Consider the following 20,001-nt stretch of genomic DNA (forward strand, 5'->3'; position numbering starts at 1 on the left):
GCCTCTTTGTGCTTACGCATGGCTGTTATTATATTCAGGTATATACAGAAGCTGACCTTCTTCAAGCTCGTCATCAAACGATAAAGCATTCGTTCTGATGAGCTGCTGGGATGTTATGTCATATCGTTCACACACCCGGTCGATAGTATCTTGCTGCTGTACGATACAAATTTTCATTCTTGAAAACTTTTCTTCTTCCCTTGTAAATAATTTTGTCAAGTAATGAGAGTTGTCATTTTCCTTCTGCTCGGTTCCCGGTGCCGCTTCTTCATTCTTTCTTTCAGACTTAAGCGGCTCAGGCGGTTCAGCTTGCGCCGGCTCCTCAGGCGGCAGTTTGGAAAACTGAAAAGACAAATCGAGAGGCTTCCCGGTTTCCTCCTCCGGCGGCGCCATCTTCCTTACCTCAATTTCAAACCCTTCTTCATCATGATCCTCTTCTTCAAGCAGCTTAGGAGCACTGTAAAACTCCTCTTCCTGCCGTTCCGGAACGAACTCGCGATAAACGGGCGCCTGCTCTTCTTGAAAAACCGCAGGCTCATCTTCATCTTCTGCCGTCTCATGATCACTCTGACGGAGAAGCGGCTCGGCCTCTGGCTGCTCTTCTTTTTGAAGGAAGGGCTGTTCCGCAATTTTTGGCTTTTCTGCATGCGGAGTCAGAGTGAACGCAGGGAAAACCGGCTCGTTATCATCTTTTGGCTCTTCCTGCACTTCTGCTGAATCATCCTCAAATACAGGTTCATTCCTCACAGCCGACATGATTGCAGGCTCCTCAGCTTCTTCCGGCTTTTCTTCGTGTTGGAAGGAAACGGGAGGAGGAGGCTCAGTAAAGGAAACAGGTTTCGGCACCTCTTCCTGCTCCCTCAGAACCGGGGCGGTCTCCTGCTCTTCTTCTTCCCGCTCCCTCAGAAGCGGGGCGGTCTCCTGCTCTTCTTCTTCCCGCTCCCTCAAAATCGGGGCTGCTTCCTGCTCTTCTTCTTCCTGCTCTCTCAGAATCGGGGCTGCTTCCTGCTCTTCTTCTTCCTGCTCTCTCAGAATCGGGGCTGCTTCCTGCTCTTCTTCTTCCCGCTCCCTCAGAATCGGGGCTGCTTCCTGCTCTTCTTCTTCCTGCTCTCTCAGAATCGGGGCAGCTCCCTGCTCTTCTTCCTCCTGCCTGAGTAAAGGCGGGGTTTCTTCCTCGTTCTTCTCGGTTTCTTGTGCTGCTTCTTTTGATACACTCAAAGGTATTTCAGGCTCATGGCGTATCATTAATTCTGGTTCGTTTTCGTCCTCCGAATGATGTCCGGCAAGATTGATCATTTCTTCTCTGGCAAATTCAGGTGCCACGTACAAAGGGATCTCCGGCTCTTTTGGCTCGGATTCCTCAAGCAGCCCTTCAATTGCCAAATCAGCCTGAATGGTTAAGATCCTTGAATCCGTCAGCTGATAATCAAAGGCATCGATAAATACGAAAACATCATTGAGGTGGCTCACTTTATTTTTCGGAATCGTAATGTCCACCGGGAAACAATGAATGAGCTCGGCCGTGCCATCCTCCCTCGCCCTCACTTCCTCTACATGCCTCAGCTCCCTATCAAGCTCTTCAAAATGACTGCTGTGATCTATGTTGTACTCGCCAGTAAGTTCTAATGATCCTTTAATTGAGACATAATCATTTACTTCCTGCACCCTGATGTCAGGGTCTAATGAAATCGAAAGTAATTCAGAAACTTCCTGTCCTTTTTGGAAACAGATTGATTCTTCAACAGAAAATTGCAATCGGTGATTATGCGGCAAGTTCATATCCTCCTTTCATCTAATCCATACAATTAGATGTCACTAAAGGTGTATGCCGCAATCCGGAAAAATATGATAATGGAGGCATTGAAAAAAGCCGATACAAGTCTTGCTTGCATCGGCTTTTCGGTATCAGCGGCTGATCGCCTGGAACACTTTCTCAGCGGCTTGAATGGTTTTTTCAATATCCTCCATTGTATGCGCAGTGGAGAGAAACAATCCTTCAAATTGAGACGGCGGCAGAAATACGCCTGCGTCGGCCATCCCTTTATAATACTTGGCGAACAGCTTTAAATCAGAAGATTTGGCTGCTTCATAGTTAATGACAGGCTCATTGGTGAAAAAGAAGCCGATCATTGAACCCGCCCGGTTAAACGTGTGCGGAATGCCATGTGCTGCAGCTGCTTTTGAAATGCCTTCTTCAAGCATATCGCCTTTTTTCACAAATTCTTGGTAAGATTCAGGTGTGAGCTGCTGTAACGTCTCAAGTCCCGCTGTCATGGCAAGCGGATTTCCTGACAATGTTCCAGCCTGATAGATCGGACCGCTCGGCGCGATTCGTTCCATAATGTCAGCTTTTCCGCCATACGCACCGACAGGAAGACCGCCGCCTATGACTTTGCCGAGACACGTTAAGTCAGGCGTCACGCCGAAATACCCTTGCGCACAGTTATAATCCACGCGAAAACCGGTCATGACCTCATCAAAAATGAGCAGCGCGCCATACTGTTCCGTCATGTCGCGAAGTCCTTGTAAAAAGCCTTCCTGCGGCGGAACAACGCCCATATTGCCTGCTACCGGTTCAACAATGACCCCGGCAATATCTTCACCGTACTCCCGGAATGCGAGTGCAACGCTTTCCAAGTCGTTGTATGGAACGGTAATCGTATTCATTGCTATTCCTTCCGGCACGCCCGGGCTGTCCGGAAGGCCGAGTGTCGCCACTCCGGATCCCGCTTTGATCAGCAGTGAATCACCATGGCCGTGGTAACAGCCTTCGAATTTCAAAATTTTGTTGCGGCCGGTATATCCTCTTGCCAGACGCAGGGCGCTCATTGTCGCCTCTGTGCCGGAGCTGACCATCCGCACGATTTCAACAGACGGCACACGGTCAATGACCAATTTGGCCAGTTCGTTTTCCACCTCAGTAGATGCTCCGAAACTTGTCCCGTTCTCGGCTACTTTTTTCAGGCTTTCAACGACCCGGTCGTTCGTGTGACCCAAAATGAGCGGCCCCCAGCTCAGGACGTAGTCGATATATTCATTGCCGTCAATATCAAATATTTTCGATCCTTTTCCGCGCTGCATAAAGATCGGGTCCATATCGACTGATTTAAACGCGCGCACCGGGCTGTTCACTCCGCCCGGCATCAGTTTCTGCGCTTCTTTAAAAGCGGCTTTTGATTTTTCATAGCTTCTCATCTGCCTCAGCTCCCGTCAAATGAAATCGTTACTCAGCAAGCCATCTTGCTGCGTCTTTTGCATGATACGTCATAATCAGATCGGCTCCTGCACGTTTCATGCTCGTTAAAATTTCCAGCACCATTTCTTTTTCTTTAATCCAGCCGTTTTGGGCTGCCGCTTTCACCATGGAATACTCCCCGCTCACATTATATGCGACCAGCGGCAGGTGATGGCGGTTTTTCACATCACGCATAATATCTAAGTATGACATAGACGGTTTGACGATTAAAAAGTCAGCGCCTTCTGCCGCGTCTGATTCAGCCTCACGGAGCGCTTCCAAGCGGTTGGCCGGATCCATCTGATATGTTTTTCGGTCTCCGAACTGCGGCGTGCTGTCAGCTGCGTCGCGGAACGGACCGTAAAATTCACTTGAATATTTCACGGCATAAGACATGATCGGAATATTCGTGAATCCTTCTTTGTCGAGCGCTTCCCTGATCACTGTGACAAAACCGTCCATCATATTTGAAGGAGCGATGATGTCAGCGCCGGCTTTGGCCTGGCTGACGGCTGTCTGCGCCAGCAGCTCAAGCGACTCGTCATTTAAGATTTCTCCGTCTTTTACGACGCCGCAATGGCCGTGATCCGTGTATTCACAGAGACACGTATCAGCGATGACGATCATTTCAGGATAATGCTTTTTAATTTCAGCAATCCCTTTCTGCACAATGCCGTGATCGTGAAAAGCCTGGGTTCCGCAGGCGTCTTTTTCTTCCGGCACGCCGAAAACGATGACCGACTTAATGCCGAGCGATATCAGCTCAGCCATTTCATCCTTTAACAAATCGAGTGATACATGATAAACCCCCGGCATGGAAGGAACTTCTTTTTTTCCTTCGAGCCCTTCAACGACAAATAACGGGTAAATAAAATCTGAGGGGTGAAGACGTGTTTCTTTTACTAAATCTCTCATCGCAGCGTTCGCGCGCAAACGGCGGTGTCTGTTAAATGTTTGATTCATCATTATCAATCCTTTCCCGACATACTGCACATGACGTCCAGCATGCCTTCAATCGTATAAGTGTCAGGCACATGGGATGAGATCCCGTATTCCAAGAGCGCTTTCTCTGTCAAAGGGCCGATGCTGATATAGCTCGCACCGCTGTTTTCCCACGCTTTTTCTCCGTCTCCGACCGCGTGCATAAACGTATGGACCGCCGATGAGCTGGTAAACGTAATAAAATCAAAATGAGAGCGGGATGCAGCCCGTCTCAGCTCGTCCATGCCTTTTTCATCCTGAATGGTATTGTATAACACCCATTCCCTTATTTGATAGCCAAGCGGCTCAAGCTCCGCTTTTATGACATCGCGTGATAAATTGCCCTTTATCACTGAAATGGGTTCGGCAGCTGATGCGTGCCGTTTTAAAGTATCAGCCAGACATTCCGCCACATACTCGTCAGGCATCGCATCCGTCCGGGCTCCCCGCTCTTTCAGGGCGCGCGCAGTCTTTTCACCGACGGCTGCGATTTTTTTCCGTCCCGAAAGCGCAAGACCGTGACGATCAAGATAGGAAAAAAAGAACCGGACACCGTTTACGCTTGTAAACACAAGCCATCCCGGCTCAGAAAGGTCTTCCCGCAGACTGTCCGCACATTCATCCGGGAGCGCTTCCTGAAAAGCGATCAGCGAAGCGGAAACAGCCGTTCCGCCGAGCGCCTCCACTTTTTTTCGGAACGGAGCGGCCTGTCTTTTGTTCCGGGTGACAAGCACGGTCTTTCCTTGTAGAGGAAGGTCATTTGCCATCCTGATCGAGCTCCTGTTTCACGCTGTCGATTAGTGCTTTGGCTCCTTTTTCAGACATCATCGCCGCACAGCGTTTCCCGATTTCTTCCGGATCATGTCCCGCCGCTGTTTCTTTATAAATCGTCTTTCCGTCCGGAGACGCGACAAGACCGACCAATTCAACCTCATCCCGGTCATTGACGGACGCATACCCGGCTATCGGCACTTGGCAGCCGCCTTCCATCGCGTGTAAGAAAGCCCGTTCGGCTGCCACCGTGCGCTGCGTATACTCATCGGTAAATTGCGCAAACAGCTTCAAAAGCTCCTCATCCGACTCTCTGCATTCAATGGCAAGAGCGCCTTGGCCGACCGCAGGCAGACAGCGGTCCGGTTCGAGAAATTCAGATACGACATCATCTTTCCAGCCCATTCTCGAAAGTCCCGCAGCCGCTAAAATAATAGCATCGTAATCTTCCGTTTCAAGCTTTTGAAGTCTCGTATCAATATTGCCTCTGATCCACTTAATTGTAAGATCTGGGCGTTCAGCAAGAATCTGGGCGCTTCTTCTTAAACTGCTGGTGCCGATGATGCCTCCTTCTTTTATGTCGTCCAGCTTTTGATGCCCCTTTGAAATCAGCGCATCACGCGGATCCTCACGTTTCGGTATGCATCCTATGACAAGACCCTCAGGCAAAACGGCGGGCATGTCTTTCATGCTGTGAACCGCCATATCAATCTCCTGATGCAGCAGCGCCTGTTCAATCTCTTTGACAAACAAACCTTTGCCGCCCACTTTTGACAGTGTAACATCGAGGATGCGGTCGCCTTTTGTGACAATCTCCCGGATTTCAAAGTTATAGGAAGGGTTCAATTCCTTCAGTTTGTTAATCACCCATTTTGTCTGGGTCATAGCCAGTTTGCTCCGTCTGGAACCTACCTTAATCGTTCTCATTTTCTTTCCTCCCGAATCTGTTTGGGCGCGTGCGTTAACTGAACCAATGGAATTGCGACAGGCTTCCGAGCAAAAAGTAATTAATCATCAGCACGAGAAAACATGCTGAATTCCATAACGCCGCCACTTTTCCCTGCAGTTCCTTAATCATTCTGATATATAAATAGTAGCTGTATAAAAGCAGCACAATAAACGAACCGAGCACTTTTGAATCAAACCAGTACAGCGTTTCCAGCGACACATACGCCCAGATCACGCCTAATATCAGGCTCAACAGCAGCATCGGAACCCCGATGACATTTAAAACGTAAGCCATATAATCAAGTTTTGACAAATCTTCAATTCTCAACAGCCATTTTCCCCACTTTTTCTTCTTTAATAAAGAATATTGAAACTGATAAAGAAGCGAAAAGACAAAAGAAAGGGAAAAAGCGCCGTAAGACAGAATCGCCATTGTAATATGAATGACCAAAAGCTCTGAGACCAGCTGGCCGGAAAAAGCGGCCGAATGCTGATCCGTCGGTGAAAACGTATGGATCGCAATCATCGAGAAACCGATGACATTCGTGAAAAACACGATAAAATCAACGCGCAGAATCTGCGTGACCACAAGTGAGAGCGTGACAAGCACCCACGCATAAAAGTAAAGGGCCTCCGTAATATTCAAGACCGGAAATCTGCCCGTCTGCCACATAAAATAAGAAAGATAGACGGTTTGCAGAGTCCAGACAATAGAAAGCAACCAGAAGGCCATTTTCCCAGCCTTCCGGTTGTGTTGAAGAAAATCTATAAAGTAAAAAAGGACGCTTACTGCATAAATAACAATTGTCGCTTCATTAAGTCTTGCCATTGCTGTATCAATCATACAGCCCTCACTCACTTACAAGCGGACGTAAGCCCGTTTTTGCTTCTGCCTTTTGAAACGAATGAACCGTCTGGCGGTTATCCAGGCTTTTGTCCAGCTGGCGGCCGGCCTCTTCCTCAATATCGAAAATCTGCATAAACAGCTTCAGCTTTTCATCTGAATCCGCTTCAGCCGCAAGCTCTTTCGCTTTCAGAATCGGGTCGCGCAGCATTTGGTTAATGATGCTTTTCGTATGTTTGCTGAGAAGTTTTTTCTCTCTTACCGTCAGATGAGGCAGCTTGCGCTCAATGCTCTGCATCGTATCGGACTGGATGGACAGCGCCTTTTCACGCAGCGCCGAAATGACCGGCACGACGCCGAGCGTATTAAGCCACTGCTTAAACTCAACAATTGCCGCTTCAATAAACAGCTCGACTTTTTCAGCGGTTTCACGGCGTTCTTGTAAGTTGGCTTCAACGATTCCTTCAAGGTCATCAATATCGTACAGAAAAACACCTTCAAGATCGTTCAGCGCCGGATCGAGATCTCTCGGCACAGCGATATCCACCATAAATAACGGACGGCCTTTCCGCTGTCTGCCCGCTCTCTCCATCATTTCTTTAGACACGACGAAATCACTTGCGCCTGTCGAACTGATTAAAATATCAGCTTCAGCAAGTGCATGTTCAAGCTGGTTTAAGCTGCGCGCTTCTCCTGAGAAACGGTCAGCAAGCGCTTTTGCCTTCAAAAACGTTCTGTTGATGACCGTTACTTTGCCGATGCCCTGACCGTGCAGGTTTTCTGCGGCGAGCTCGCCCATTTTTCCCGCACCGAGAATCAAAATGTGCTTATTTGACAATGAGCCGAAGATTTTTTTCGCGAGTTCAACGGCGGCGTAACTGACGGAAACGGCATTGGCGCCGATATCGGTTTCGGCATGCGTGCGTTTGCCGACGGTCACCGCCTGTTTAAACAGCTCATTGAAAATGGTGCCGATCGTCTTTTCTGCTTGCGCCGTTTTAAAGCTTGAGCGGACCTGGCCGAGTATTTGCGTTTCTCCGATGACCATGGAATCCAAGCCGCACGCCACACGGAATAAATGCTCGATCGCCGCGTCGCTCTCATAAAATTTCAGAAACGGAGACAGCTCTTCTTTCGGCAGCGAGAACCATTCGGATAAAAATGTTTTTATATAATAACGGCCGGTATGAAGCTGGTCGACCACCGCATATATTTCGGTGCGGTTGCAGGTTGACACGATAATGTTTTCAAGAACGCTTTTTTCTTCTTTTAAACGAAGCATCGCTTCCGCAAGCTCATCCGGCTGAAAACTTATTTTTTCGCGTATTTCAATAGGGGCGGATTTATAATCTACTCCCACAACAAGAATATGCATCGCTTTCATGCACCCCCGTACATCGCAATTTATTTATAATCATTCTAACATAGAATTTATTATTTATAATAATTATAACATAGTTTCTTCGGGAAAATGTGAACAGATTTCAAAAATGTTATGCTATAGTATAAAAAGCTCGTTTCCACTGTAATCATCATACTAAAAATCCTTTACTGCGGGTAGGTGACAGGATGAAAAAAACATCAATTTTATTACCGGGACTTCTGCTTGCCGCTTCATTATTCGCATGGCTTCAGAGCGGACAGGTTCACCTGTTTGCGAATCAGGGGGAATGGCCGGTGCTCCTTATGCTTTTGGGTGCCGTGCTCTTGTATCAGGGCAAAAAGGAAGCGGCCGGGCCTCACGTCCTGATCGGCATGCTTCTTTTCGGCATAGGTTTACACTTTTTCGCCAAACCTGAGCTCTCATGGTGGCCGGGAGATTTTGAAATGATTCTCTTCGTCTTCGGATTCTCCTTATTTGCGGCAGCCAGAAAAGAATATGTATACGAAGCGGTTGCCATGATTGGTTTTTCCCTCTTTTTATACTTCTTTAAACAAATTACGGCGTGGCTGGAGTCCGTCCATATTCCGACGGAACACTTCAAAACATACTGGCCGTATGTTTTCATCGGAATCAGCCTTTTATTATTGTTTATCAAGCGGAACAAAACTATACGATAAAACCCAAAACGCACTGCGTTTTGGGTTTTTCATTACCGGCTGATCATTTTTTTAATGGCTCCCCATGCTTCATCTTTGCCTTTTTTCGTTTCAGAGGAAAATAAAATCAGCTCATCTTCAGGATCCATATCAAGCGTCTGTTTGACAACCTTTAAGTGCTTGTCCCATTTTCCTTTTGGAATCTTATCCGCTTTTGTCGCGATAACGATGACGGGAATGCCGTAATACTTCAGGAATTCATACATGTTCACGTCTTCAGCAGACGGCGCGTGCCTGAGGTCGACAATCTGCACGCAGGCTTTCAGCTCTTCGCGGGTCGTCATATAGGTTTCAATCATTCTCCCCCATGCTTCCCGCTCGCTTTTGGAAACTTTCGCAAATCCGTACCCGGGAACATCGACAAAATGCAATTCATCATTGATGATGTAAAAGTTTAGGGTCTGTGTTTTCCCCGGTTTTGATGACGTTCTGGCCAAGTTTTTCCGATTGATTAATGAATTGATAAAAGATGACTTTCCTACATTTGATCTTCCCGCCAGCGCGATTTCCGGAAGCCCCCCATTAGGGTACTGTTCGGGTTTGACCGCGCTGATCACGATTTCTGACTTTGTGACTTTCATTTCTTCTCTCCTACTAAGGCATGTTCCAAAACGTCATCCAGGTGAGAAACGAATATAAACTTCAGTCCTTCTCTGACGCTTTCTGGAATATCCTCTATATCTTTTTCGTTATCTTTAGGCGCAATAATAGTGGTCAGGCCCGCTCTGTGCGCGCCGAGCGCCTTTTCTTTCAGTCCGCCGATCGGAAGCACGCGGCCCCGCAGCGTGATTTCTCCCGTCATACCGACTTCGCGTTTTACCGCACGGTCCGTTAATGCTGAAACGAGCGCCGTGGCCATCGTAATTCCGGCAGAAGGGCCGTCTTTCGGCACCGCTCCTTCAGGGACATGGATATGAATGTCATACTTCTCATGGAATTTCGGATCGATTCCGAACTGTTCCGCTTTCGAGCGGACATAACTGAAAGCGGCCTGCGCTGATTCCCGCATGACATCTCCAAGCTTCCCGGTCAGAATCAGCTTTCCTTTTCCCGGTGACAATGACACTTCGATTGACAGCGTATCTCCGCCGACCGTCGTATACGCAAGCCCCGTGACAACCCCGATTTGATCTTCGGTTTCCGCCTGTCCGTATCTGAATATCCGTTTTCCGAGATAGTCGGCCAGATTTTTCTCTGTAACGGTAATGCGTTTTCTCTCCTCAGACACAATGGCTTTTGCAGCCTTTCGGCAAATGGCGGCAATCTGGCGTTCAAGCGTTCTCACGCCGGCTTCCCTCGTGTAGTAGCGGATGATGTCCGTAATCGCCTGGTCCCGAATCTGCAGGTTGCTCTTTGTGAGCCCGTGCTCTTTGATTTGTTTCGGAAGCAGGTGGTCCTTCACGATCTCCAGCTTTTCGTTTTCAGTGTAGCCTGACAGGCTGATAATCTCCATTCTGTCTCTGAGAGGGCCCGGGATGGAAGCAAGGTTATTCGCAGTCGCGATAAACAGCACTTTCGATAAATCGAACGTCTCTTCAATATAGTGGTCGCTGAATGTGCTGTTTTGTTCCGGATCCAGCACCTCAAGCATCGCCGAAGACGGATCGCCTCTGAAATCAGACGACATTTTGTCGATCTCATCCAGGAGAAAAACCGGATTTTGTTTGCCGGCTTTTTTCATCCCCTGTATAATACGGCCCGGCATCGCTCCGACGTATGTACGCCGGTGCCCGCGGATTTCAGACTCATCGCGCACTCCGCCCAGTGAAATTCTCACAAAACGGCGCCCCATGCTCGTACTGATTGATTTTGCAAGAGATGTTTTACCGACTCCCGGAGGTCCGGCCAGACAAAGAATCGGCCCTTTCAGCGTTTTCGTCAGCTGTTTCACGGCCAAATACTCCAAAATCCGCTCTTTCACTTTCTCTAAGCCGTGGTGCTCTTTATCTAAGATTTCCCCGGCTTTTTTAATATCAAGTTTATCTTCTGTTTCATCCGACCACGGAAGGGCGATGAGCCAGTCGATATAGTTGCGGATAACAGAGCTTTCCGCTGAGCTTGACGGTACTTTTTCGTAACGGTTTAATTCCTTAAGCGCCGTTTCTTTGACACGCTCAGGCATGCCTGCTTCTTCTATCTTTTCCGTGAGCGACTGAACTTCGCCGGTTTTTCCTTCTTTGTCGCCAAGCTCCTTCTGAATGGCTTTCATCTGTTCACGCAAGTAGTATTCCTTTTGAGTGCGTTCCATCGAACGTTTGACGCGCTGACCGATTTTTTTCTCAATCTCCAGCACTTCTTTTTCATTATGAATGGAACGGATGACCTTATTCAGACGTTCTTTAATATCCGCCGTTTCTAAAATGTCCTGCTTGTCCTTTAATTTCAGCGGGAGATGAGAAGCGACGATATCCGCCATTCTGCCGGGCTCTTCAATATCAGTCACAGCCGCATACGTTTCTGCGGAGATTTTTTTAGAAATTTTTATGTACTGGTCAAAATGGTCCAGCAGCGTCCGCATAAGCGCTTCGTCTTCCACATCTTTTGAATCATCCTCATGCATCAGCTGTATATCGACCGAAGTATAATCTTCGAGCTCGGTGTATTCAAGGATCTGCGCCCGCTGAATTCCTTCTACAAGCACTCTGATCGTACCGTTGGGCAGCTTCAGCATCTGTTTAATTTTTGTATAAGTGCCGACGGCGAAAATATCCTCTTCACCCGGTTCGTCTATCGAAATATCCTGCTGAGTGGCTAAAAAAATCATATGATCATGCATCATTGCCTGTTCAAGAGCCTGAACCGACTTGTCACGGCCTACATCTAAATGTAAAACCATTGTCGGGTATACCAATAAGCCTCTTAAAGGGAGGAGCGGGATGCTGCGTTTTGTATCTTCTGCCATGTGACTGACACCTCCGTGACTTTAGTATGAACCATTATAATACAACTTTTTCATCGTTGTACAATTCCGGGATCGGGCTTTAATCGGCTTATCCGCCTGCCCTGTATATAAAACAGTCTCTTCGTAGTATACCCTTTCTTTCTGTTCTGAAAAAGGAAAAGATGTCCTCCATAAAAAAACCCCATTATAAAAATGGGGTTTATACGGATTCTTTATTCATTTGGATATCAAACGGTTTTTGTTCTGAAGGAGGGTCAACCAATATGACGTCCAGCACTTCCTGGAACGTTTTTACCGCTTTAATGGTGATTCCGTCTATTCGTTTCAGAATGGACTGCTGATTTTCATATGGGATAATGACCGTTTTTGCTCCGGCCTGTTTTGCGGCTTTAATTTTCGGAATGACGCCGCCGATCGGTTTGACAAGCCCCGTCAGGCTGATTTCTCCCGTCATCGCCACCGTATGGTCGATCGGGATGCGGTGAATCGCGGAAAAAATCCCCGCAGCCATCGCGATACCTGCTGAAGGTCCGTCAATCGGACCTCCGCCCGGAAAATTGATGTGAATGTCATAGTCTGAAGGTTTGATGCCCATTGTGCGGAGAACCGTCAGAACATTTTCCACAGATCCCTTCGCCATGCTTTTGCGGCGGATCGACTTCGATTGGCTGCCGATGCTTTCTTCCTCTGCAATTCCCGTGATATTCAGGCTTCCTTTGTCCTGCGCAGGTGTGACATTCACTTCGATTTCCAGCAATGCGCCGCTGTTCGGCCCGTAGACGGCAAGTCCGTTCACGATGCCGACTTGCGGTTCATCGGCGATTTTCTGCTCATTTTTAGGTGTAAGCTGACTGGAATGAACAACCCATTCTATATCTTCTGTCGTAATTTCTTTTCTGTCCTCAGTCACCGCCATGCCGGCGGCGATCTGGATCATATTGACGGCTTCACGTCCGTTTCTCGTATATGTGGTCAGCACACTGAGAGCTTCGTCAGAAATCTCTTTCTGAATTTTGTCGGCTGCTTTTTTCGCAACGATTTTAAGTTCATCCTTTTCCAGCTCGCGGAAAAATACTTCAAGACAGCGCGAACGGATGGCCGGCGGAATTTCATTCGGCATTCTCGTTGTCGCTCCGATCAAACGGAAATCTGCCGGAAGCCCATTTTGAAAAATATCATGAATGTGATTCGGTATTTGCGTATTTTCTTCACTGTAATACGCACTGTCTAAAAATACTTTTCGATCTTCAAGCACCTTCAGCATTTTATTCATCTGAATCGGGTGAAGCTCGCCGATTTCATCAATAAATAGTACGCCGCCGTGCGCATGAGTCACAGCCCCCTGTTTCGGCTGCGGAATGCCTGCTTGGCCCATCGCACCCGCTCCCTGATAAATCGGATCATGCACTGAACCGATAAGCGGATCGGCAATCCCCCGTTCATCAAATCGCGCGGTCGTCGCATCAAGTTCAACAAAAACAGCCTGCTTTTGAAACGGTGACTGTTTATGTTTTTTCGCTTCTTCCAATACCAGCCGCGCCGCAGCCGTTTTACCGACTCCCGGAGGACCGTAAATAATGACGTGCTGCGGGTTCGGTCCGCAAAGCGCTGCTTTTAACGCTTTAATTCCGTCTTCCTGGCCGACAATGTCCTGAAAGCTTTTCGGCCGCACCTTTTCTGATAAAGGTTCTGATAAACTGATGGCGCGCATTTTGCGCAGCTGTTCCATTTCTTTTTTTGATTCTTTATCTATCGTCACTTTTTGTGTACGCTGGTTTTTGAGCAAATTCCAAAAATATAATCCGATGACTATCCCGAAAAACAGCTGTACAAATAATGCGATCCCTGTCCAACTCATGCTGGTCCCTCCTGAAAAAACGATTTATGTATCCAATTCATTCCTCTGTCCGCTAGTATCTCCCAGCAAAGCCCGGAATAAACATTTTCAGAAGGGTCAGGACAAGAAAAAAACCTCCTGATCAATTCGAGTCAGGAGGTTTTGTCATGTTATGCTGATGTTTTATCTTGGCCGACAACTGTGCCGTCTTTTAATACAAGACGCGGTGCTTCACCGTCTGCGACTGTCGCTCCGGTAATGACACATTTTTCAATATCATCGCGGGACGGCAGATCAAACATGACGTCAAGCATGATGCCTTCAATGATAGAACGCAGGCCGCGTGCGCCTGTTTTACGCTCGATCGCTTTTTTCGCAATTTCAGATAATGCCTCGTCTTCAAATTCAAGCTCGACATCATCAAGTTCTAACATTTTCTTGTATTGTTTGACGAGTGCGTTTTTCGGTTTAGTCAGAATTTCAACCAGTGCCGTTTCGTCAAGCTGCTCAAGGCTTGCAATGACAGGAAGACGGCCGATGAATTCAGGAATCAGACCGAAACGGAGCAAGTCTTCCGGAAGAACTTTAGAAAGCAGTTCTTCTTTTTCAAGGTCTGCCGCTTTATTATCTGAGCCGAAGCCGATGACTTTTTGTCCGAGACGGCGTTTGATGATTTGTTCGATGCCGTCAAATGCACCGCCGCAAATGAACAGGATGTTCGTCGTATCGATCTGGATGAATTCCTGATGAGGATGTTTACGTCCTCCTTGAGGCGGCACGCTTGCAACCGTTCCTTCAAGAATTTTCAGCAGCGCCTGCTGAACGCCTTCGCCTGATACGTCGCGTGTAATGGACGGGTTTTCAGATTTTCGCGCTACTTTATCGATTTCATCGATATAAATAATGCCTTTTTCTGCCTTTTCCACATCATAGTCTGCTGCCTGAATCAGCTTGAGGAGGATGTTTTCTACGTCCTCACCGACATATCCGGCTTCAGTCAGAGATGTAGCGTCCGCGATCGCAAACGGCACGTTCAGAATACGCGCAAGCGTCTGGGCAAGAAGTGTTTTCCCGCTCCCAGTCGGTCCGATTAAAGAAATATTACTTTTAGAAAGCTCGACATCATCCACTTTACTGTTGGAGTTGATGCGTTTGTAATGGTTGTATACCGCAACCGCAAGTGATTTCTTCGCCTGATCCTGTCCGATGACATATTCATTCAGAATCTCACGGATTTCCTGCGGCTTCGGAACGTCTTTAAATTCGACTTCTTCTTCTGTACCAAGCTCTTCCTCTACGATTTCTGTACAGAGCTCAATACATTCGTCGCATATATATACACCCGGTCCTGCAACCAGCTTACGAACCTGATCTTGCGTTTTTCCGCAGAACGAGCATTTCAATTGTCCTTTTTCCTCGTTGAATTTAAACATTCTTTCACCCCTTAATCTTGTCTCACTTTTTCTTTTACCTGAAGGGCAAAAGAAAACGGTTCTTGCTACGATCGAGTATGTATTGCATTTTACCATACTTTCCAGTAAGACGGTAACAATGTGTTTCGCACTTGCACATTCTATATGTATGACGAAAAACAGCCCGGCAATGACTATCTTGCCCCAAGAAAAAGAGTTATATCATAATTGTACAAAACAAGGCACGAATTAATCGCGCCCTGTTTTATTATGTCTATTATTATGAACCATATTAACGGTTTTCTACAAGAAAATCAATTGCTTTTCGAACTTTTAAATCTTCTTTCATCGCGTCAGTTGAACCGATTGCCTGCTTGATGTTTTCAACCGGCATGTTGTAAGCTTCAGCCATTTTAGTCAGCTCAGCTTCAACTTCTTCGTCCGTTACTTCAAGGTTTTCAGCTTGAGCGATCGCTTCAAGAGTCAGGTTTGATTTTACGCGTTTTGCGGCATCTTCTTTCATTTGCTCTTTTAACGCGTTTTCGTCTTGGCCTGAGAATTGAGTGTAAAGCTCAAGGTTCATGCCTTGCATTTGCAGACGCTGTTCGAATTCTTTCAGCATGCGGTCAAGCTCAGTGTCGATCATCGCTTGAGGAACATCAGCTTCAGCGTTTTCAGATGCTTTCAGAACAAGCTCTTCACGCAATTTAGCGTCAGCTTCGTTTTCTTTTGCTTCTTCAAGGCGTTTTTTTGTTTTCTCAGTTAATTCAGCAAGCGTTTCAACTTCTTCGTCAATGTCTTTTGCGAATTCGTCGTTAAGCTCAGGAAGCTCTTTCGCTTTGATTTCATGAATTTTCACTTTGAAAACAGCTGGTTTTCCGGCAAGCTCTTCAGCGTGGTACTCTTCAGGGAATGTTACTTCAACATCCTTTTCAGCGCCTGATTCAAGGCCTGTTAACTGCTCTTCGAAGCCCGGGATGAATGAACCTGATCCTACTTCAAGTGAGTAGTTCTCAGCTTTTCCGCCTTCAAACGCTTCGCCGTCAACGAAACCTTCGAAGTCAAGAACGACTGTATCGCCGTTTTCAACAGCGCCTTCTTCTTTCACGACAAGCTCAGCCTGACGCTCTTGAAGCGCTTTAAGTTCGTTTTGTACATCTTCGTCAGTAACGGCAGTGTCATCTTTTTCGATTCCTAAGCCTTTGTAGTCGCCAAGTTTCACTTCCGGTTTTACAGTCACTTTTGCAGTGAAAATCAAGCTTTCGCCTTTTTCGATTTTTTCAACATCGATTTCAGGGCGGTCTACAGGCTCAATGCCGGCTTCTTCAACCGCTTTAGGGTATTCTACAGGAAGTAAAATATCTAAAGCATCCTGGTAAAGAGCTTCAACGCCGAAACGCTGTTCGAATAAACCGCGGGGAACTTTCCCTTTGCGGAATCCAGGAATAGAAACCTGTTTTACTACTTTTTTAAATGCATCATCAAGAGCTGTTTTGAACGTATCCGCATCAACTTCAACCGTTAATACGCCTTCGTTGCCTTCTTGTTTTTCCCATTTTACAGACATGTGTTTCCCTCCAAAAATCTATTCAGGTTGTGTCGGTCTTCCATTCTAAAGCAATCCGCGGGTTTGTCAAAGAAAAAACCGCTTTGAATCAGAATCATTATGTAATGAACTGGCAGCCTGTCCAACCGTAATTCTCATTTCAGTTAAACCGCTATACATAAATACAACCACTATATTATAACATAACGCCTACCGCTTTCAACTATATGGTGTGATTTACAAATAAGAAATTTCTTCAATATCCTTAATCATCGTGCAGGCTTCTTCAAGTTCGCGGCTGTCAAACTCGTACATCATATGAAGTTCCTCCGGCTCAATGTCAATGCCGTGCATCTCGTAACCGACCTTATGAAGCGCCGCCGCCCATAAATCTGCGTTCAAAAACTTCGGCATAAAAGGGTGCAGGACGTACAGATGCCTTCTCCACAGCTCCTCGACGGCAGCGTATAATGTAGGGTTTTCATTGCCGAGCGTTTCATCAAGCACCCGGAGAACGCGATGCAAAACCGGAGCCGCATCAGGCTGAACCGTTTCACTCGGAACCGCGGTCATTGAATCGCCGAATTTTGTAATATGAACCGGCTTGCTGTAGTCGTGCTCCGCCATCAGCGTCAAAATCATCGTTTTGATAAGCGGATGTGCGCCCGGATCTTGAAGAATCGTTTTTAAGAGACCCGTGTATTTTGCAATATTGCGGTCTTTGAGAGAATGAATCAGATTCATTTGTTCAGCGGGGTTGTTCAGCACTTTTTCCGCATCAAGAATGTCCTCGTATTCCTCCTCCCACGCTTCATCCTGCTGGTCGGGATCGGTCATTTTGCGGCTGAATTCGAGCAGCCGGTAGAATTGCTCCGCACTTTCTGCGGGCAGCTGGTTTTCTTCCAGCACAGCTTCAATTGTGCTTTTGACTTCTTCATATTGTTTCAGCTGAATTAAAATGGTCATGTACACCTGCAGTACGGTGAAATAATGGCCGTACCCTTCATTCAGCATTTTCTCGCAAACTTGTTTTGCTTCTTCCAATTCCCCGAGTTCCAGAAAACAAATCGCCATGCCTAAATGCACGTCGGACTCGGTATCGCCGTGGCTTACCGCCTCTGAAAACAGTTCGAGGGCCTCCTGATACTGTTTATCCTTCATGGCGGCCATCCCTTTATCAACCAAGCGTTCTTTCAGACGGGGGAAAGGAATGATATCAGCTTTTTTCTTGTCATGCGTCATACTTTATTTCCTTTCAGGCGCTATTTTGTTCAAGTGTATCAACACGCGTCAGGAAACACAAGAAAGGATGGTGTGCACGGTAAAAAAAGCCGCCGGACAGATGCCGGGCGGCTTTTTTCAGGCTTGAAGCCATGAACTTCTTTTCGATTCAAACTGCTGAATGTCGTCCTCCAGCAGAAGCGTTAATGAAATTTCATCATAGCCGTTTATCAGCATTTCCTTCCAGTGAGGATCGACTTCAAATGAAATCTCTTTTCCTTCACTGTCGTGAATGAGCTGGTTTTCCAGATCAACCGTCATGTTAAGAGACTGATTTTCATATTGACCGGCGAGTTTTTTCCACTGATCATACGGCATACGGATGGGAAGCATACCGTTTTTAAAACAGTTTTGATGAAAAATATCGGCAAATGACGGAGCAATGATGATTTTGAAGCCGTAATCATCCAGCGCCCAAGGAGCGTGCTCACGGGATGATCCGCAGCCGAAATTCTCTCCGGCAATTAATATGGACGCGCCTTCATAGACTTTGCGGTTTAATTCAAATTCAGGATCAGGCTCACCGTTCTCAAGGTATCTCCAATCAAAAAACGCGAATCTGCCGTATCCGGTTCTTTCAATTCTTTTCAAAAACTGTTTCGGAATAATCTGGTCCGTATCGACGTTGATCCGGTTTAAGACGGCCGCTTTTCCCGTATGCGTTTTTAAAGGTTCCATCTTTTCGCGCACTCCTTACACAACTGTTTTTTCTTGATAAAACTTTCTTACATCGACGAAATGCCCGTGAATGGCTGCCATTGCCGCCATCGCCGGACTGACAAGGTGTGTTCTCGCGCCTTTTCCCTGTCTGCCTTCGAAGTTGCGGTTGGAAGTGGAAGCGCATCGTTCCCCTTCAGGCACGACATCATTGTTCATACTGAGGCACATGCTGCAGCCTGATTCTCTCCATTCAAAGCCGGCCTCGAGAAACACGCGGTGCAGCCCTTCTTCTTCGGCCTGCTGTTTCACGCTTTGAGAACCCGGCACCACAATGGCTCTGACGCTGTCGGCGACTTTTCGGCCTTTGATCATATCCGCAGCCTGGCGAAGATCGGTCATCCGCGAATTTGTACAGGAGCCGATAAACACATGCTCGACTTTAATATCTTCAATTTTTTGATTCGGTGAAATTCCCATGTATTCGTACGCGCGGATGGCTTCTTTTTTACCGTCTTCAGAATCAATCGTTTCCGGCGCCGGTATTTGGGCATCGACCGGAAGAACCATACCGGGATTGACGCCCCATGTTACCATTGGAGAAATCTCGCTGCCGTCTAGTACGATGGAATGATCGTATACGGCGCCCGGATCGGTTTTTAACGCTTTCCATTCTGCGGCGGCTTTTTCAAATTCCTCGCCTTTTGGCGCGTATTTACGGTTTTTACAATATTCAATCGTCGTGTCATCCGGAGCGATCAGTCCCGCCCGGGCTCCCGCTTCTATTGACATATTGCAGACGGTCATGCGTTCGTCCATAGACATGTTTCTGAATACTTCCCCGGTGTATTCAATGACATATCCGGTACCGAATTTCACCCCGTATTTTCCGATGACCGACAAGATGACATCCTTCGCGGTCACTCCTTTTTGGAGCGTTCCGTCAACACGGATTTCAAGCGTTTTCGGCCGCTGCTGCCACAATGTCTGAGTGGAAAGAACATGTTCCACCTCACTTGTGCCGATACCGAAGGCAAGCGCCCCGAATGCACCGTGAGTCGATGTATGGCTGTCTCCGCAAACGATCGTTTTCCCCGGAAGTGTCAGACCAAGCTCAGGCCCGACTACGTGAACGATCCCCTGGTCTGCGCTGTGAAGATCCGCAAGACGGACGCCAAACTCCTCACAATTCCGTTCAAGCGCGGTTACTTGGCGCTTTGCGACTTCATCTTTAATGTCAAAACGGTTGACGGTCGGAATATTGTGGTCCATCGTCGCGAATGTATTCTGCGGCCGTCTGACCTTTCTCCCCTTCTGTCTTAACCCTTCAAACGCCTGAGGAGACGTCACCTCATGAATGAGGTGCAGATCAATATAGAGAAGGTCGGGTTTTCCTTCACCGCTTTTTACAACATGCCGATCCCAAATCTTTTCGATGATTGTTCGAGGCATCATCTTTGTTTCCTCCCTCTACCTATGAACTAAGA

The 20,001-nt window shown here is 47.2% G+C and carries 16 protein-coding genes; 1 reads left to right on the plus strand and 15 read right to left on the minus strand.

Annotated features, from left to right (window positions below):
• Positions 1-12 precede the first annotated feature (12 nt).
• The 7 genes from NYE36_RS14295 to hemA all read right to left on the minus strand — a co-directional run bounded on the left by NYE36_RS14295 (position 13) and on the right by hemA (position 8,154).
• The gene (locus NYE36_RS14295; protein WP_064115683.1) at positions 13-1,773 is read right to left on the minus strand and encodes a LysM peptidoglycan-binding domain-containing protein; all 1,761 of its coding nucleotides are present in this window, start codon (positions 1,771-1,773) and stop codon (positions 13-15) included.
• Positions 1,774-1,905: 132 nt separating this feature from the next.
• Positions 1,906-3,195 carry a glutamate-1-semialdehyde 2,1-aminomutase gene (hemL, locus tag NYE36_RS14300; RefSeq protein WP_021494394.1) on the minus strand — a complete coding sequence of 430 codons (1,290 nt, stop codon included), beginning with the start codon at positions 3,193-3,195 and terminating at the stop codon, positions 1,906-1,908.
• Between the two features lie 28 nt (positions 3,196-3,223).
• Positions 3,224-4,198, minus strand: a complete 975-nt coding sequence (gene hemB, locus NYE36_RS14305) for a porphobilinogen synthase (RefSeq protein ID WP_095352892.1) — start codon at positions 4,196-4,198, stop codon at positions 3,224-3,226.
• Positions 4,199-4,203: 5 nt separating this feature from the next.
• On the minus strand, positions 4,204-4,983 hold the full coding sequence (locus tag NYE36_RS14310; protein ID WP_020956156.1) for a uroporphyrinogen-III synthase: 780 nt from the start codon (positions 4,981-4,983) through the stop codon (positions 4,204-4,206).
• Positions 4,973-5,914: a hydroxymethylbilane synthase gene (gene hemC / locus NYE36_RS14315; RefSeq protein WP_007408155.1), complete on the minus strand. Its 942-nt coding sequence runs from the start codon at positions 5,912-5,914 to the stop codon at positions 4,973-4,975. Before hemC ends, NYE36_RS14310 begins: the two co-directional genes overlap by 11 nt.
• Positions 5,915-5,948: 34 nt before the next feature.
• On the minus strand, positions 5,949-6,779 hold the full coding sequence (locus NYE36_RS14320; RefSeq protein WP_007408154.1) for a cytochrome c biogenesis protein: 831 nt from the start codon (positions 6,777-6,779) through the stop codon (positions 5,949-5,951).
• Between the two features lie 7 nt (positions 6,780-6,786).
• Positions 6,787-8,154, minus strand: a complete 1,368-nt coding sequence (gene hemA, locus NYE36_RS14325; RefSeq protein ID WP_003152628.1) for a glutamyl-tRNA reductase — start codon at positions 8,152-8,154, stop codon at positions 6,787-6,789.
• Positions 8,155-8,348: 194 nt separating this feature from the next.
• On the opposite strand from hemA, the gene NYE36_RS14330 reads away from it, so the two are divergent.
• Positions 8,349-8,840 (plus strand): hypothetical protein, encoded by a 492-nt coding sequence (locus tag NYE36_RS14330; RefSeq protein ID WP_015240316.1) that lies wholly within the window; start codon positions 8,349-8,351, stop codon positions 8,838-8,840.
• Between the two features lie 32 nt (positions 8,841-8,872).
• Here NYE36_RS14330 and yihA read toward each other — a convergent pair whose 3' ends face one another.
• The 8 genes from yihA to leuC all read right to left on the minus strand — a co-directional run bounded on the left by yihA (position 8,873) and on the right by leuC (position 19,969).
• Positions 8,873-9,460: a ribosome biogenesis GTP-binding protein YihA/YsxC gene (yihA, locus tag NYE36_RS14335; protein ID WP_007612895.1), complete on the minus strand. Its 588-nt coding sequence runs from the start codon at positions 9,458-9,460 to the stop codon at positions 8,873-8,875.
• On the minus strand, positions 9,457-11,781 hold the full coding sequence (lon, locus tag NYE36_RS14340) for an endopeptidase La (RefSeq protein WP_064115682.1): 2,325 nt from the start codon (positions 11,779-11,781) through the stop codon (positions 9,457-9,459). The genes yihA and lon overlap by 4 nt, the downstream gene beginning before the upstream one ends.
• 199 nt (positions 11,782-11,980) lie before the next feature.
• Positions 11,981-13,639, minus strand: coding sequence for an ATP-dependent protease LonB (gene lonB / locus NYE36_RS14345; RefSeq protein WP_327997698.1), 1,659 nt, complete (start codon positions 13,637-13,639; stop codon positions 11,981-11,983).
• A 149-nt stretch (positions 13,640-13,788) separates the two neighbouring features.
• Entirely contained in the window at positions 13,789-15,051 is a 1,263-nt protein-coding gene (clpX, locus tag NYE36_RS14350) for an ATP-dependent protease ATP-binding subunit ClpX (protein ID WP_007408149.1), read from the minus strand.
• 271 nt (positions 15,052-15,322) lie between these two features.
• Complete coding sequence (gene tig, locus NYE36_RS14355; protein WP_241457591.1) at positions 15,323-16,597, minus strand: trigger factor; 1,275 nt, start codon at positions 16,595-16,597, stop codon at positions 15,323-15,325.
• A 216-nt stretch (positions 16,598-16,813) separates the two neighbouring features.
• Positions 16,814-17,818 carry a DNA damage checkpoint antagonist DdcA gene (ddcA, locus tag NYE36_RS14360; protein WP_265451132.1) on the minus strand — a complete coding sequence of 335 codons (1,005 nt, stop codon included), beginning with the start codon at positions 17,816-17,818 and terminating at the stop codon, positions 16,814-16,816.
• 117 nt (positions 17,819-17,935) lie between these two features.
• Positions 17,936-18,535 carry a 3-isopropylmalate dehydratase small subunit gene (leuD, locus tag NYE36_RS14365; RefSeq protein ID WP_007408146.1) on the minus strand — a complete coding sequence of 200 codons (600 nt, stop codon included), beginning with the start codon at positions 18,533-18,535 and terminating at the stop codon, positions 17,936-17,938.
• Positions 18,536-18,550: 15 nt separating this feature from the next.
• Positions 18,551-19,969, minus strand: coding sequence for a 3-isopropylmalate dehydratase large subunit (leuC, locus tag NYE36_RS14370; protein ID WP_007408145.1), 1,419 nt, complete (start codon positions 19,967-19,969; stop codon positions 18,551-18,553).
• Positions 19,970-20,001: the final 32 nt, after the last annotated feature.

The organism is Bacillus sp. FSL R5-0593 (assembly GCF_038603755.1).
Classification (GTDB): domain Bacteria; phylum Bacillota; class Bacilli; order Bacillales; family Bacillaceae; genus Bacillus; species Bacillus velezensis.